The 15,052-nt window shown below is 53.2% G+C and carries 15 protein-coding genes; 12 read left to right on the top strand and 3 right to left on the bottom strand.

Translation table 11 applies throughout. The features are described from left to right. Positions 1-296: 296 nt before the first annotated feature. The 4 genes from dcuC to uspG all read left to right on the top strand — a co-directional run bounded on the left by dcuC (position 297) and on the right by uspG (position 3,698). Positions 297-1,670 carry an anaerobic C4-dicarboxylate transporter DcuC gene (gene dcuC / locus Q5705_10645; protein WLI79010.1) on the top strand — a complete coding sequence of 458 codons (1,374 nt, stop codon included), beginning with the start codon at positions 297-299 and terminating at the stop codon, positions 1,668-1,670. Between the two features lie 101 nt (positions 1,671-1,771). Then, positions 1,772-2,575 carry a ribonuclease I gene (gene rna, locus Q5705_10640; GenBank protein ID WLI75070.1) on the top strand — a complete coding sequence of 268 codons (804 nt, stop codon included), beginning with the start codon at positions 1,772-1,774 and terminating at the stop codon, positions 2,573-2,575. A gap of 137 nt (positions 2,576-2,712) precedes the next feature. Beyond that, complete coding sequence (gene rnk, locus Q5705_10635) at positions 2,713-3,123, top strand: nucleoside diphosphate kinase regulator (GenBank protein WLI75069.1); 411 nt, start codon at positions 2,713-2,715, stop codon at positions 3,121-3,123. Between the two features lie 146 nt (positions 3,124-3,269). Beyond that, on the top strand, positions 3,270-3,698 hold the full coding sequence (uspG, locus tag Q5705_10630) for a universal stress protein UspG (GenBank protein WLI75068.1): 429 nt from the start codon (positions 3,270-3,272) through the stop codon (positions 3,696-3,698). A gap of 100 nt (positions 3,699-3,798) precedes the next feature. Here the strand turns inward: uspG and ahpF are convergent, their stop codons facing one another. Both ahpF and ahpC read right to left on the bottom strand, forming a co-directional pair. After that, a complete protein-coding gene (gene ahpF, locus Q5705_10625) occupies positions 3,799-5,364 on the bottom strand; it encodes an alkyl hydroperoxide reductase subunit F (GenBank protein ID WLI75067.1) in 1,566 nt (521 codons plus the stop codon). Positions 5,365-5,545: 181 nt separating this feature from the next. Then, the gene (gene ahpC / locus Q5705_10620; protein ID WLI75066.1) at positions 5,546-6,109 is read right to left on the bottom strand and encodes an alkyl hydroperoxide reductase subunit C; all 564 of its coding nucleotides are present in this window, start codon (positions 6,107-6,109) and stop codon (positions 5,546-5,548) included. Positions 6,110-6,470: 361 nt separating this feature from the next. Between ahpC and dsbG the strand changes: the two genes are divergently transcribed. Then, positions 6,471-7,217, top strand: coding sequence for a thiol:disulfide interchange protein DsbG (dsbG, locus tag Q5705_10615; protein ID WLI75065.1), 747 nt, complete (start codon positions 6,471-6,473; stop codon positions 7,215-7,217). Between the two features lie 33 nt (positions 7,218-7,250). Here the strand turns inward: dsbG and Q5705_10610 are convergent, their stop codons facing one another. Further along, positions 7,251-8,411: a pyridoxal phosphate-dependent aminotransferase gene (locus Q5705_10610; protein WLI75064.1), complete on the bottom strand. Its 1,161-nt coding sequence runs from the start codon at positions 8,409-8,411 to the stop codon at positions 7,251-7,253. 116 nt (positions 8,412-8,527) lie between these two features. Between Q5705_10610 and Q5705_10605 the strand changes: the two genes are divergently transcribed. The 7 genes from Q5705_10605 to Q5705_10575 all read left to right on the top strand — a co-directional run bounded on the left by Q5705_10605 (position 8,528) and on the right by Q5705_10575 (position 14,952). Continuing rightward, on the top strand, positions 8,528-9,142 hold the full coding sequence (locus tag Q5705_10605) for a methylthioribulose 1-phosphate dehydratase (GenBank protein ID WLI75063.1): 615 nt from the start codon (positions 8,528-8,530) through the stop codon (positions 9,140-9,142). Beyond that, the gene (mtnC, locus tag Q5705_10600) at positions 9,139-9,828 is read left to right on the top strand and encodes an acireductone synthase (protein WLI75062.1); all 690 of its coding nucleotides are present in this window, start codon (positions 9,139-9,141) and stop codon (positions 9,826-9,828) included. Before Q5705_10605 ends, mtnC begins: the two co-directional genes overlap by 4 nt. Continuing rightward, complete coding sequence (locus Q5705_10595; protein WLI75061.1) at positions 9,825-10,367, top strand: acireductone dioxygenase; 543 nt, start codon at positions 9,825-9,827, stop codon at positions 10,365-10,367. Before mtnC ends, Q5705_10595 begins: the two co-directional genes overlap by 4 nt. Positions 10,368-10,654: 287 nt before the next feature. Next, on the top strand, positions 10,655-11,809 hold the full coding sequence (locus tag Q5705_10590; protein WLI75060.1) for a hypothetical protein: 1,155 nt from the start codon (positions 10,655-10,657) through the stop codon (positions 11,807-11,809). A 128-nt stretch (positions 11,810-11,937) separates the two neighbouring features. After that, positions 11,938-12,372: a hypothetical protein gene (locus tag Q5705_10585; protein WLI75059.1), complete on the top strand. Its 435-nt coding sequence runs from the start codon at positions 11,938-11,940 to the stop codon at positions 12,370-12,372. Continuing rightward, a complete protein-coding gene (locus tag Q5705_10580; GenBank protein ID WLI75058.1) occupies positions 12,369-13,667 on the top strand; it encodes a sorbosone dehydrogenase family protein in 1,299 nt (432 codons plus the stop codon). The genes Q5705_10585 and Q5705_10580 overlap by 4 nt, the downstream gene beginning before the upstream one ends. Positions 13,668-13,827: 160 nt before the next feature. Then, on the top strand, positions 13,828-14,952 hold the full coding sequence (locus Q5705_10575) for an acyltransferase (protein WLI75057.1): 1,125 nt from the start codon (positions 13,828-13,830) through the stop codon (positions 14,950-14,952). The last annotated feature ends 100 nt before the right edge of the window (positions 14,953-15,052 follow it).

Below are 15,052 nucleotides of genomic sequence, written 5' to 3'. Positions count from 1 at the left end.
TATTTTTAAAGACTTTTTTAACGAATTTACGCTCGGCATTTAATTGAAACCAGAAAGCGCAAAATAATTAACCTGGCATTATCATTAACAAAACATAATTATCATTTTCTATTGCCGGCAATTATCGATTAATCTGCGATTATTTTGGTGGATGATAACAATTTCACAAGATCATGCTCTCAACGCACCGCTTTGTTGATTTTAATCATCTACGAATGCGGCATTATTCGGCACATTGCGTTGCTGGTTTTTTTAGTTATTTATCTTTCAGGTCAACCTCCGGGACCCAAAACATGATTTCAACACTGATTGAACTGTCGATCGGCGTAGTGGTAATTGTCGGCGTCGCCCGCTACATCATCAAAGGCTACTCCGCTACCGGCGTGCTGTTTGTCGGCGGCCTGGCGTTATTAATTGTTAGCGCTTTTATGGGCCACAAAATATTACCGGGCAGCGCCACCAGCACCGGCTATAGCGCCACCGATATTGTCGAATACGTAAAAATTTTGCTGATGAGTCGCGGCGGCGATCTCGGCATGATGATCATGATGCTGTGCGGTTTTGCCGCTTATATGACGCATATCGGCGCAAACGATATGGTGGTCAAGCTGGCTTCGCGCCCGTTACGTTTTATTAACTCGCCTTATCTGTTAATGATCGCCGCCTATTTTGTCGCCTGCCTGATGTCACTGGCCGTTTCGTCGGCAACCGGCCTTGGTGTGCTGCTGATGGCAACGCTGTTCCCGGTGATGGTCAATGTTGGTATCAGTCGCGGTGCGGCGGCGGCCATCTGCGCCTCGCCAGCGGCGATTATTCTCTCCCCCACGTCCGGCGATGTGGTGCTGGCCGCCAAAGCGGCGGAAATGCCGCTGGTTGATTTCGCCTTCAAAACGACGCTGCCCATTTCTATCGCGGCGATTGTTGCCATGGCGATCGCACACTTTTTCTGGCAACGCTATCTGGATAAGAAAGAGAATATCGTCAGCGAAATACTGGATGTGAAAGACATCACCACCCGCGCGCCGACGTTTTACGCCATTCTGCCGTTTACGCCGATCATCGGCGTGCTGATTTTCGACGGTAAATGGGGCCCGGAGCTGCATATCATCACCCTGCTGGTGATTTGCATGCTGATCGCCGCTGTGCTGGAGTTTTTACGTGGTTTTAACCTGCAAAATGTCTTTTCCGGGCTGGATGTGGCCTGGCGCGGAATGGCTGACGCCTTCGCTGGCGTGGTGATGCTGTTAGTGGCCGCAGGCGTTTTTGCCCAGGGGTTGAGCACCATTGGCTTTATCCAGAGCCTGATTTCGATTGCCACTTCGTTCGGTTCGGCGAGCATTATTCTGATGCTGGTGCTGGTTATTCTCACCATGCTGGCGGCAATGACCACCGGTTCCGGTAACGCACCGTTTTATGCTTTCGTTGAGATGATCCCGAAACTGGCGCATGAATCCGGCATCAATCCTGCTTATTTGTCGATTCCGATGCTGCAAGCTTCGAACCTTGGCCGCACGATTTCACCGGTTTCCGGTGTGGTGGTCGCCGTGGCGGGGATGGCAAATATCTCGCCATTTGAAGTCGTTAAACGCACCTCGGTGCCGGTGGTGATTGGCCTGATCGTGGTGATTGTCGCCACTGAAATCCTGGTGCCGGGTGTGGCAGGACATTAATTCCGCGTGCCAGCGCTGCGATGAAAAAGCGCCAGCCCGGCGCTTTTTTTATGCTTTAATAACCTATGGCAATTATCCGGACTCATCCATCAGGAATAGAAATGTTTAAAAAGGGACTCCCCATTAGCGTGTGCATTGCCGCACTTCTTCTCACCTCTGCCCATGCTGCGCCCCTCCAGCCGAAACAATTTGGCGACTTTGATCGCTATGTTCTGGCGCTTTCATGGCAAACCGGTTTTTGCCAGAGCATGCATGACAAAACGCGCAGCGAACCGGAAGAGTGCCGTCTGCAAAAGGCACCAGCGGATAAAGCCGATAACCTGACCGTGCATGGCCTGTGGCCGGGCTTGCCAAAATCAATTGCTACGCGCGGTGTTGATGAGCGGCGCTGGATGCGCTTCGGCTGCGCCACTCGCCCCATTCCAAATATGCCGGAAGCGAAAGTCAGCCAGAAATGTGCAGCGGCGGAAACCGGTTTATCGCTGGAGATTGCCAACAAACTGAACGGTGTGATGCCGGGTTCCGGCGGCAATTCCTGTCTGGAGCGGTATGAATACGCCAAGCACGGGGTCTGCTTTGGTTTTGATCCCGATGATTATTTTGGCGCAATGGTGCGCCTGAATACGGAAATCAAACAGAGCTCTTTGGGCGTATTTCTCGCCAATAACTACGGTAAGACTATTAGCCGGGCCGCGTTTGATACTGCCGTCGCACAAGCCTATGGCCCACAGAGTGTTAAAGCGGTGAAATTGACGTGCAGCGGCAATCCGGCGTTTCTGACCGAAATGCAGATGGCGATTAAAGCCGATACGATTAACGCGCCGCTCACCGGGCGATCGCTTCTGCCCCAGCCGCATCCCGGTAACTGCGGCGATCGCTTTATTCTCGACAGCGCAGGTTACTGAGAGTCCGAATTCCGGCAAATGTGCGCCGGGTCACTTCACAGTATGCGACCTGGTCAGTATCATCCCCTGTAGACAAACCCTCGCTGCCAGACGGCGAGGGTTTTTCTTTGGATCAATCAAATGACATGGAGTAAGAGATGTCCAGACCTGCCATTATTATTAATGAGCGAGACGCCGAGCGCCTCGACCGTTTGCTTGAGCAGCCCGCTCATGCCAGCCTCCCGGTCGCGGATGCGTTAAATGAAGAACTGGATCGCGCCCAGATGTGCGCGCCAGAAACAATGCCGCAAGATGTGGTGACAATGAACAGCACGGTGAAATTCCGTGAGCTGAAAAGCGGTGAAGTGCGCGTGCGTACACTGGTCTATCCGACGCAGATGACGGACAGCGCAACCCAGCTGTCGGTGCTGGCTCCGGTCGGCGCGGCGCTGTTAGGTTTACGCGTTGGCAATACCATTCACTGGACATTGCCAGGTGGTACCACCACCGATCTCGAAGTGCTGGAGTTGTTGTACCAGCCCGAAGCGGCAGGCGATTTTATGCTCTGAGCCCGGCCCTGCTTTGTTTTGCAGAGGATGCGCCCGCATCCTCTTTCCGTTTCTTATCCATTCTCTGGATTTGCCAGCCAGGCAGCAAAAAAACCCCGCGCTTTGTGCTTCAATTCTGTTGACATAACCTACAGGGAGAAGCGTTTATGTATCAGACAATCATTATGCCGGTCGATGTTTTCGAAATGGAGTTAAGCGATAAAGCCGTGCGTCACGCTGAATTCCTCGCGCAGAGCGAAGGCGTTATTCATTTACTGCATGTTTTACCCGCCTCCGCCAACCTGAGCCTGCACCGTTTCGCCGCCGATTTGCGCCGTTTCGAAGAGCATCTGCAACAGGAGGCGCAAACGCGCCTGAATACCATGAAGAGCCATTTCAGCATCGATCCTTCCCGTATTCACACGCACGTTCGTTTCGGTAGCGTGCGCGATATGGTGAATGAGTTGGGCGAAGAGTTGCATGCAGATATGGTGGTGATCGCCTCACGCAACCCGTCAATTACGACACATTTGCTCGGCTCCAATGCCTCAAGCGTGGTGCGCCACGCGAATATTCCAGTGTTGGTAGTGAGGTAAATGTTGGTAGTGAGGTAAATTGCGTTAGCGCCATCCGGGCAAAAAAAAGCTGCCTTTCGGCAGCTTTTGTTATTTGCAGATGTCGTCTTACTGTTTTGAATTATGCGATTTTGGTACGGATCAGGTAATCAAACGCGCTCAAAGACGCTTTTGCACCTTCACCGGTAGCAATAATGATCTGTTTGTACGGCACCGTGGTGCAGTCGCCCGCCGCGAACACACCTTTTACGCTGGTTTCGCACTTGGCATCGATAATGATTTCGCCCATGCGGTTGCGCTCAATTGCGCCTTCCAGCCAGGTGGTGTTCGGCAGCAGACCAATCTGGACGAAAATCCCCGCCAGTTCCACCTGATGAATATCACCGCTGACACGGTCGCGATACTCAAGGCCGGTCACTTTGCTGCCGTCGCCCTTCACTTCGGTGGTTTGCGCATTCAGCACAATGTTGACATTGTTCAGGCTGCGCACTTTATCCTGCAACACCTGGTCTGCTTTCATCTCTGGGGCGAATTCCAGCAGCGTAACGTGCTCAACAATCCCGGCAAGATCGATAGCCGCTTCCACGCCGGAGTTACCGCCACCGATCACCGCCACGCGTTTGCCTTTAAACAGCGGGCCGTCGCAGTGCGGGCAGTAGGTCACACCTTTGGTGCGATACTGATCCTCACCAGGCACGTTCATGTTGCGCCATTTTGCACCGGTCGCAATGATAACGGTACGCGCTTTCAGCACGGCGCCAGAGGCAGTTTCAATCTGATGCAGACCGCCTTCAACCGCTGCCGGCACCAGTTTGCTGGCGCTCTGGCTGTCAATCACATCCACATCGTAATCCGCCACGTGCGCTTTCAGCGCGCCGGCAAATTGCTGACCTTCCGTTTTCGGCACCGAAATGTAGTTTTCGATATCCACGGTATCCAGCACCTGGCCGCCAAAACGTTCGCCCATCAGACCGGTACGAATGCCTTTACGCGCAGAGTAAACCGATGCTGCCGCGCCCGCCGGGCCGGAACCCACGATCAATACGTCGTAGGCGTCACGTTTGTTCAGCTCTTCTGCCGCACGTTTTTCAGCGCCAGTATCGATTTTGGCGACGATTTCCGTCAGCGTCATACGACCCTGGCCGAATTCCTGACCGTTAACGAACACCGCCGGAACGCCCATTACGTTGCGATCGGTAATTTCGTTCTGGAAGGTGCCGCCATCAATCGCCGTGTGCTTAATACGCGGGTTCAGCACGGCCATCAGGTTCAGCGCCTGCACCACGTCCGGGCAGTTATGGCAAGAGAGCGAGTAGTAAGTTTCAAACTCAAAATCACCGTCGAGAGAGCGAATCTGTTCAAGCAGCGCCTGCGCTTCTTTTGACGGATGACCACCGGTCCACAGCAGCGCCAGTACCAGTGAAGTAAATTCGTGACCCAGCGGGGAACCGGCAAAACGCGGGCCGTTATTCGCGCCCGGGTTAGTTATCAGGAACGACGGTTTACGCACCGCCAGGCTGTTGTCTTCTTTAAAAGAAACCTTGTCAGACAGTTCAGCGATTTCACCCAGCAGTTCTTTGATTTCTGCTGATTTCGCGCTGTCATCCAGCGTAGCAATCAACTCAACAGGTTTAGTCAGTTTCTCAAGGTAAGCCTTGAGCTGGGTTTTCATTGTGGTGTCGAGCATGTCGTTATCCTTCTCTTAAAACATCATCATGCAAGCTGCCTCATTGGAGCCGCCTGGATGCAACTTGAATCATGGTGTGTGGAAGAAAAACGGGTGCATTGCACCCGTTTCACGCCGGGTGGCGCTACGCTTACCCGGCCTACATTTCGCAGGCCTCTGTAAGCATTGCGCCGCCGGAAATTTAGATTTTGCCAACCAGGTCGAGAGAAGGAGCCAGAGTCGCTTCGCCTTCTTTCCATTTAGCCGGGCAAACTTCGCCTGGGTGAGAAGCAACGTACTGAGCCGCTTTCACTTTACGCAGCAGGTCAGACGCGTCACGGCCGATGCCTTCAGCGGTCACTTCGATAGCCTGGATGATGCCCTGCGGGTCAACGATAAAGGTACCGCGATCTGCCAGACCTTCGTCTTCACGCATGTTTTCAAAGTTACGGGTCAGGGCACCAGTCGGGTCGCCGATCATCGCGTATTTGATTTTCGCGATGGTTTCAGAGCTGCTGTGCCATGCTTTGTGCGTGAAGTGGGTGTCGGTAGAAACAGAGTAAACGTCTACGCCCAGTTTTTGCAGTTCTTCGTAGTGGTCAGCCACGTCGCCCAGTTCGGTCGGGCATACGAAGGTGAAGTCAGCCGGGTAGAAGAAGAAGACGCTCCAGCGGCCTTCGGTATCTTTCTCGGTTACTTCGATGAATTCGCCGTTTTTGAACGCCTGGTTTTTGAAAGGTTTGATCTTGGTATTAATTAAGGACATCTATACTTCCTCCGTGTTTTCGTTGGGGTGTAAGTTAACGAAGTTTCCTTGCCAGGGCTAATGCGTTTGCATTATCAAATCAATAAGCGTTAGCTAACAACCCAAAACGAACAACTTTGTGAACATTCGCCAAAAGTAAAAAGGCCACCGAAACGGGTGGCCTCAATATCTGAAATACCCGCGGATGACTTCAGTGCCAGCGCGTTGGCTGTGCGATGCGCTCATCACCTGAAGGATTTCAAGCAGCGTTGATTACACCATCCCCGACGCCCTGCGACAATCTTTATTACCCGAGTCTTGCCTATGGCTGTAATAGGTTTGACCTTTGTTAAATTTAACCACTGATTCTATAAGGATTTTTATGCTTAAGCGCCTGCTAATGCTGACATTGCTCCCGCTGACCCTGCATGCTGAAGAGCTGCCCGCGCCGGTAAAAGCCATTGAAAAGCAAGGCATCACCATCATTAAATCCTTTGACGCGCCAGGCGGTATGAAAGGCTACCTTGGCAAATATCAGGAAATGGGCGTCACCATTTACCTCACGCCCGACGGCAAGCACGCTATTTCCGGCTATATGTACGACGAAGCAGGCACCAACCTGAGCGAAAAAATGATCAACCAAGAGATCTATGCTCCGGCCGGGCGCGAACTGTGGCAACGGATGGGAAAAGCCGACTGGATCCTGGATGGCAAAAAAGAGGCGCCGCGCGTGGTGTATGTGTTTGCCGATCCCTATTGCCCGTACTGCAAACAGTTCTGGCAGCAGGCGCGCCCGTGGGTTGCATCCGGCAAAGTGCAGGTGCGCACGTTAATGGTGGGTGTAATCAAACCGGAAAGCCCGGCAGCGGCAGCGGCCATTCTGAGCGCGAAAGATCCGGCGAAAAGCTGGCACGACTATGAACAATCGAACGGCAAAATGGCGCTGGCGCTGCCAAAAACGATCCCACCGGAAATCATGAAATCGCTGAATATTAATCAGAAAATCATGGACGATCTGGGGGCCAATGCGACACCGGCGATTTACTACATGAATGAAGAGAACGCGTTGCAGCAGGAAGTGGGCTTGCCGGATGCAGAAAAGCTGAAAACGATCATGGGCGAGAAATAAGCGGCGGCGCAGCCAGGCACCGCCGTCACCGGCTTACAGCTTACACAGGCGTTCAGCCGCCGCCAGCAGCGTCGATTCCTGCTTAGCAAAACACAGGCGAATCAGCTTGTGCGGGAAGGGATCGGCGCAGAACACCGACAGCGGGATCGCCGCCACGCCCACCTCTTTGGTCAGCCACTGGCAGAAACTAACGTCATCAAGATCGGAAATTGCGCTGTAATCCGCCAGCAGGAAATAAGTCCCTTCGCAGGGCAAAATCTCCAGCTTGCTGTGACTGAGCGCATTCACCAGTACATCACGACGGGCGCGGTAAAATGCCGGTAACTCGCGATAATGTTGCGGCTCGGCGCGCAGCATATCCGCCAGCGCCAGTTGCGCCGGGGTGTTCACCGCAAAGGTTAAGTACTGATGCACTTTGCGCAGTTCCGCGCTGATGGCCGCAGGTGCAATGCAATATCCCACTTTCCAGCCGGTCATATGATAGGTTTTGCCAAACGACGACACGGCAACCGCCCGCTCGCGCAGGTGCGGATGCGCCAGCACGCTGGCATGTCCCGCTTCGGCAAAACAGATGTGCTCGTACACTTCATCGCTCAGCACATAGATTTCACGTTCGGCAATCGCCTGCCACAGCGCGGCAAAATCTTCTTTATACCAGACGCTCGCCGACGGGTTATGCGGCGTGTTCAAAATTACCAGCCGGGTGCGATCGCTGAGCAGCGCGGCGAAGGCCTGCCAGTCCACACGAAAGTGCGGCGGTTGCAACGCAATGCGCTTAAGCACACCACCAGAAAGCTCGACCGCAGGCGCGTAGCTGTCGTAGCTCGGATCGAAACAGATAACTTCATCGCCCTGGCGCACCAGCGCAGTAATCGCCGCGTATAACGCTTCCGTCGCCCCGGCGGTAACGGTAATGTCGCTATTCACGTCCGGTTTGTGGCCATACAGCGCGGCGGTTTTATCGGCAATGGCTTCACGCAGCGCCTGCACGCCGGTCATCGGTGCGTATTGATTCGCCCCTTGCGCCACGTGGTAAGCCAGACGTTCCTGCAAATAACGCGGGCCGTCAAAATCCGGGAAACCCTGCGAGAGGTTTATGGCCTGGTGCTGCTGGGCGAGCGCGCTCATTTGCGTGAAGATGGTGGTGCCTAATGCGGGAAGTTTACTCTGTGGAATCAAAGGGTTATTACTCATCGTTACGTGCCTGCTGGTAATACTCGGATTGCCGTCACTATAACACGATGCTAGTATTTGGCAATCAAGACGCTTAGACGTCTATACGATAACACTATTCCTGATAAGGAAGCGCGATGACCGCCAACCTGCAACTCCTTCAACTTGTTTCTGCCTGCCACTGGATTGGCGCGAAAGGCTGGGCACCGGCGACCGGCGGCAATATGTCCATGCGCGAGAACGCCCAGTGGTGCTGGCTGAGCGAATCCGGCAAAGATAAAGGCAGCCTGACGCCGGACGATTTTTTACAGGTATCGATTGCCGACAGCCATGCGCCGTCCGGGCGTAAACCCTCCGCCGAAACCGGCCTGCATACGCTGATTTACCGTCTCTATCCCGAAGCCAATGCGGTTTTGCATGTGCATACCGTTAACGCCACCGTGCTGTCGCGCGTGGAAAAATCCGCTGAACTGCACCTGAGCGGCTATGAGATGCAAAAATCCCTCAGCGGGCAAACTACCCACCTGGACACCGTGCCGGTCGCGATTTTCGATAACGATCAGGATATCGATGTGCTGGCAAAACGCATTGCAACGTATGCAGAATCGCACCCATTACGCTATGGTTTTCTGCTGCGCGGCCACGGGTTGACCTGCTGGGGGCGTGATGTCGCCGAAGCCCGCCGCCATCTGGAAGGGCTGGAGTTTTTATTTGAATGCGAGATGCAGCGCCGCCTGCTGGAGAAATTATGATCCGCGCGATTGTCACCGATATTGAAGGCACCACCAGCGATATCCGCTTTGTCCATAACGTTCTGTTCCCCTACGCTCGCGAGCGGCTGGCGGGGTTTGTTCAGGCGGAACAATATAAAGAGCCCGTCAGCACCATTCTGCATAATCTGCGTGAAGAGATTGCTCAGCCGAACGCCAGCACCGCCGAGCTTATCGACGTGCTGTTCGCCTTTATGGATGAAGACCGCAAATCAACGGCGCTGAAAGCGTTGCAGGGCATTATCTGGCGCGACGGTTATGTAAATGGTGATTTTACCGGCCACCTTTACCCGGACGTGCTGCCCGCGCTGGAAAACTGGAAGGCGCAGGGCATTGATCTGTATGTATATTCCTCTGGCTCGGTGGCGGCGCAAAAACTGTTATTTGGCTATAGCGACGAAGGTGATATTACTCATTTGTTTAGCGGATATTTCGACACGCTGGTTGGCGCGAAACGCGAGGTGCAATCTTATCGCAATATCGCCACACAACTTGGTCTGCCGCCCTCTTCCATTCTATTCCTCTCCGATATTCATCAGGAGCTGGACGCCGCCGAAGAAGCGGGCTTTCGCACGATCCAATTGATTCGCGATGATGATGACGCAGCCAGTCATCATCACCAGGTTAACTCTTTCAGCACCATTAAGCCGGAGCAGATCCCTTCATGAGCGCACTGACGATTTATACCGATAAAGATGCCCGCACACCGGTGTGGCACAGCACCGACGCCCACGAGATCCAGCAGCAACTGAATGCCAAAGGTGTGCGTTTCGAGCGCTGGCAAGCGGACCGCGATTTGGGCGCAAACCCGACGCCAGAGACGGTGATCAACGCCTATCAGCACGCCATCGATAAGCTGGTGGCCGAGAAAGGCTATCAAAGCTGGGATGTGATCAGCCTGCGCGCCGATAACCCGCAAAAAGAGACGCTGCGCGCGAAGTTTCTTAACGAACACACCCACGGCGAAGACGAAGTGCGTTTCTTTGTTGAAGGTGCCGGGCTGTTCTGTCTGCATATCGGCAACGAAGTCTACCAGGTGCTGTGCGAAAAAAGCGACCTGATTTCGGTGCCTGCGGGAACGCCACACTGGTTTGATATAGGATCGGAACCGAACTTCACCGCCATCAGGATTTTCGATAATCCCGAAGGATGGGTTGCGCAGTTTACCGGGGATAATATTGCGGATGGATATCCGCGCCTGGCGTAAAATAGTAAGGCTCTTTCGTGGAGCCTTTTATTAATTATCGAATTGGAAATGTGGTTAAAGCCAAAAGCAGTCATATCGACATTCAGTATGCTGAGTTTTGGCATCACCAGACTAAGAATAACCCCCCGCAATATCTCCTTCGCAGGATAATGTTACTGAGACATAGAGCCGGATTTGCCTCCCATTCCAGGATAACAGCGTTAATCAACTCTCGAGCCACCGACCATTTCTGGTGATTGACGATGCGCAAACAACCCGTTTAACTGGCCGTTTTACAGGGAGGGGAAATGGCGACAACAGAAGAAACGCAAAGCAGAATAACCAAACTGATGAAAGTGGCGATACCCGCCGCCGCGCTAATCATTGCTTACGGGGTTATTTGGGGCCATCTGTTACGGATCTCCCGCCAGGATATCTTTATGGAAACCGTGAATTTCCGGGATCTGTTTTCGCTTACTGGTGTCGCGTTTATTATCAGTACGCTGCTGTTTTGCGTAGTTTATTACACCCCATCATTTTATGCCGCGCTGGTAATAAAACGGGAAGTGAGCAATTACAGCGATTATCAAAAAATTAAAAATAAGTACATTCTAATCCTGTTTATCTCGACGTACCTCGCCAGCTTTATATTGCTGACCGTTTCGTGGTTTTTCCCGGTGAATACCTTTAACCAGTGGGAGATGACCGGGCTTATCCTCGCAGTCAGTCCGGTGTGTATTATCCTGAGCCTGCTGTTGAACCGCAAAGTCGTGCAGCAGCGCACCCGCTATATGGATGAGAAAGACAGCTTCTTTTTTAATCTCCGTATGCATCTGGGGACGCCGTTTATTCTGGGCGTGCTCTCCTGGGTGTATGTTTTCCCGCTGTCGCTGATGATGCACAACCTGACCTTTCTGCCCGGTGCCGATGACCGCTCGCAGTTACTTGATACGCTGATGCTCAGCGCCATCGTGCTGTTCACCTCGTTACTACCGGGCGTGGTGTATATCAAAGCCGACAGGCAGTGGAGCTTGCTGAAACAGGCGGCCTGCGTCGGCGGCACCGCCATTGGCTTGCTGATGGTACTGTCGGTGTTTTTACCGGTTATTCCCGCCCTGCTTATCAACTTTACGGTGAAAATAACCGGCATTATCGATACCCAGCCCTACAATTATGCCGTCAGCACAACGGTGTATCCGCAGGAAGCATTCTCGTCGAGGGAATGGCGCTATCAGAAAACCGCCGATGGCAACTTCCACCGTTTCGACGGCGTCACCCTGTTCTCTTTTGGTAGCGTGCGGCTGGTCTGCCCGCCAAATGTCACCGCCGCGTATCATGAAAGCCTGAAATACGTGTTTGCCTCACCCGACTATGACGAGCAGAAACGCCAAGCCCTGGCCGATGTGACCGGGCTGTGTCTGGTGTTTAAAAAAGAGCAGCTTATTAAGATGGGCAAGCGCTAACAGCCGCAAATCATATTGCGCACCATACAAAACGCCCGCTACGGATTATTTTGTCTACCCTTTATCAGGCATGTTCTGTGGCTTGAGTCGTGGTCACTTCCCGATTATTTCTCAATTAAGGAAGACCAATGCAAACTTACTCCGGACAATCGCGGGTCGCCGTTGCACTCTACGAACTGTTAAACCCCATCCCCCTCGGCTTTTTCGTGGCCGCGTGGATCTTCGATATTCTCTATCTCAAATCTTTCCAGATAATGTGGACCGACGCGGCAAGCTGGCTTATCGCCATCGGCCTGGTAATAGCCACTGTGCCGCGGTTAATCAGCCTGGTGCAGGTGTGCTTTACCCAGCGCCATCTCGCCACGCCCGCGGTCAAAATCCATTTCTGGCTCTGGCTGGTTGCCGTGGTACTGGCAATTGTGAATGCCTTTGTGCACAGCCGTGATGCCTACGCCGTGGTGCCGCTCGGTGTCATTCTCTCCACAATAGTGGTGGTTTTGCTGTTGATAGCTAACGTTCAGCTCGCCGTTCGCACGCGCGTCGGGAAAGGAGAAATCGCATGAAAATGTCCCGACATACACTGGCCGCGCTCATCTTCACCGCCTTACTTGCTGGCTGTGACCAGGGCGCGACAATCGATCCGGTTAAACAGGTTGGCCCACAACCGGAACTGCCAAAAGCGCAAAACTTCCTGATGCCGCCCATGCAGGTGCCAGAAGGCGTGCCGTGGCAGGACGGGCAAATGCCCAAAGTCCCGCAGGGGCTGAAGATTGAAAAAGTGGCAGACGGCCTGCAACACCCGCGCCAGGTCTATGTACTGCCCAATAACGATATTCTGGTCGCCGAAGCTAACGGCCCGGCGAAACCGACCACCCGCCCTAAGCAGTTGATTATGGGCGTAGTACAACAGGCTTCCGGTAAAGGCGGCCCCGGCGGCAATCGCATTACCCTGCTACGCAATGTCGACGGCAAATGGCAGAAACACACCTTTATTGAGAACCTGCACTCGCCGTTTGGTATGCAGTTGATCGGCAATGAACTGTGGGTTGCCAACGCCGACAGCCTGGTGAAATTCCCCTATCAGGAAGGGGAAACCACTATCCGCGCGCCGGGAGAAACCGTCACTGAGCTGCCTGGCGGGCCGATTAACCACCACTGGACCAAATCCCTGCTCGCCAGCCCCGACGGCAGCAAGTTGTATGTCGGCGTCGGCTCCAACAGCAACATCACCGAAAACGGCATTGGCGCAGAGTATCGCCGCGCTGCGGTGCTGGAAGTGGATGCTGCCAGCGGAGCCAGCCGCATTTACGCCAGCGGCCTGCGTAACCCGACAGGTTTACAGTGGGAGCCAGAAAGCGGCGCACTGTGGGCTATCGTCAACGAACGCGATGAGATCGGCTCCGATCTGGTACCGGATTACATGACTTCGGTACAGGAGAAAGGTTTCTACGGCTGGCCGTACAGCTACTTTGGTCAGCATGTCGATGAGCGCGTGAAACCGCAGCGCCCGGATCTGGTACAACAGGCGATCAAACCCGATTACGCCCTGAGCTCTCACGTTGCACCGCTCGGCCTGCTGTTCTATACCGGCGACAATATGCCGCAATACCGCGGCGGCGCCTTTGTCAGCGAGCACGGGAGCTGGAACCGCAAACCGCTCAATGGTTATCAAGTGGTATGGGTGAAATTTGAAAACGGCAAACCGGTCGGGCAACCGCTGCCGGTGGTAACCGGTTTTCTCACCGACGACCAGAAGCAGGTGCGCGGCTTACCGGTCGGGCTGGCAATGGATAAGCAAGGCGGCGTGTTGATTGCCGACGATGCCGGCAACGCCATCTGGCGGGTCAGCGCCCGCTGAAAATGCCCCTCTCCCCTCTGGGAGAGGGCAACTTCCCGACCGCTAAAATTTCACTTAAGTCATTAAAAATTAAGAACTTTACTTTTGAAGGGCTATGTGTAGATTACGTACACTCTTCTAACGAACACCTTCGCTGTTATACAGCGTCAAGGGATGAAAAGTGTTATATAACTACACAGCTTATTTTTTTGAATACTTATTCTATTTTGGCATTCTCATTGCAACGATAACGGTCGTCTCTTCGCTTCTTGGGATCCAACCTCTGCCGCAAAAATATGCCGCTCTCGACGGCCTGCGCGGCGTCTGCGCAGCGTTAGTGGCGATATTCCATTTGTACTGGCGAAATGGGGGAGCCGAGGATAAATACTGGTCCCTCGACTATATCGATATCAGCCAAATAAAAAGCGCTATTTATATGTCGGGTGAATTACCTGTCGGCATTTTTTTCATGCTCTCCGGTTTTCTTTTCTTCAAAAAAGCCATCGCGCCCTCTTTTGATCTCACCCGATTTGCGGCTTCGCGCCTGGCACGGATCTACCCGCCAGTCATTGCCACGCTGGTGCTCATCTATTTATCTACTTTCGCTATGGGGGTCGGTAGCCATACGCCTGTGGGTGAATGGTTTATCTCCTCGCTACCGTTTATTTTTAATCACCCGGCCGCAGTCATTAACGGCATACCGCTGCAAATTGCAACCTCAGGTGTGTTCTGGACGTTAACCTGGGAGCTTCGTTTGTATCTTGCGATCCCATTTTTATACCTGGTCATGCGCAAAATTGAGCGTAAAACGGCGTTTGTTATCTTCTTAATGGCGTTGGTGCTGGGGGTTAAATATTTAACCGGCAACGACGAACGTTTAGCTTTTGTAATGTATTTTTTAGCGGGCTTTTTAATTGCCACGATAAAGACTGATAAACGCCCAGCGGATTTACTCTGCTTAGCGCTTTTAATTGCCGCGCTCTGTTTTACCCGACATGCCTATAACCCAACCACCGCGCTCTATATGCTGGCGGTTTTCTACAGCGTTAAATGCGGGTGTGATTATTTCGGCTTACTCACTTCTCTTCCCCTCAAGTTGTTGGGGACCTGTAGCTTCTCGCTCTACCTGGTACATGGAATAACGCAGACAGTATCTAAGCATTATCTATATAACGCGGGTGGATATGTCTGGCAGATTTGCGCAATGGTGGCAGCGGGGGTGATTGCCCCCGTAATGTATAAATATGTTGAAAGCCGGTGTATGTGGAAAACGGCATCAGCCAGACAACACGACCGCCTGGCTTAACCCGTCAAGAATGATCTGTTTCATTCTCTGACATCTTTTTTTACCGGTTACCCCCGCCGATCCGCTACCCTTTTGCTTTGCCCTATGTACAGGAGGCCCG

The organism is Kosakonia sp. H02, assembly GCA_030704225.1.
Taxonomy (GTDB): Bacteria; Pseudomonadota; Gammaproteobacteria; order Enterobacterales; family Enterobacteriaceae; genus Kosakonia.
This window is presented reverse-complemented; position numbering and strand designations above follow the sequence as displayed.

Coding starts and splice junctions, on each gene's coding strand:
- ahpC (WLI75066.1), bottom strand. CDS start 6,109: ATGTCCTTAATTAATACCAAGATCAAACCTTTCAAAAACCAGGCGTTC.
- rnk (WLI75069.1), top strand. CDS start 2,713: ATGTCCAGACCTGCCATTATTATTAATGAGCGAGACGCCGAGCGCCTC.
- Q5705_10580 (WLI75058.1), top strand. CDS start 12,369: ATGAAAATGTCCCGACATACACTGGCCGCGCTCATCTTCACCGCCTTA.
- Q5705_10605 (WLI75063.1), top strand. CDS start 8,528: ATGACCGCCAACCTGCAACTCCTTCAACTTGTTTCTGCCTGCCACTGG.
- rna (WLI75070.1), top strand. CDS start 1,772: ATGTTTAAAAAGGGACTCCCCATTAGCGTGTGCATTGCCGCACTTCTT.
- Q5705_10610 (WLI75064.1), bottom strand. CDS start 8,411: ATGAGTAATAACCCTTTGATTCCACAGAGTAAACTTCCCGCATTAGGC.
- uspG (WLI75068.1), top strand. CDS start 3,270: ATGTATCAGACAATCATTATGCCGGTCGATGTTTTCGAAATGGAGTTA.
- Q5705_10595 (WLI75061.1), top strand. CDS start 9,825: ATGAGCGCACTGACGATTTATACCGATAAAGATGCCCGCACACCGGTG.
- Q5705_10590 (WLI75060.1), top strand. CDS start 10,655: ATGGCGACAACAGAAGAAACGCAAAGCAGAATAACCAAACTGATGAAA.
- mtnC (WLI75062.1), top strand. CDS start 9,139: ATGATCCGCGCGATTGTCACCGATATTGAAGGCACCACCAGCGATATC.
- dsbG (WLI75065.1), top strand. CDS start 6,471: ATGCTTAAGCGCCTGCTAATGCTGACATTGCTCCCGCTGACCCTGCAT.
- ahpF (WLI75067.1), bottom strand. CDS start 5,364: ATGCTCGACACCACAATGAAAACCCAGCTCAAGGCTTACCTTGAGAAA.
- Q5705_10585 (WLI75059.1), top strand. CDS start 11,938: ATGCAAACTTACTCCGGACAATCGCGGGTCGCCGTTGCACTCTACGAA.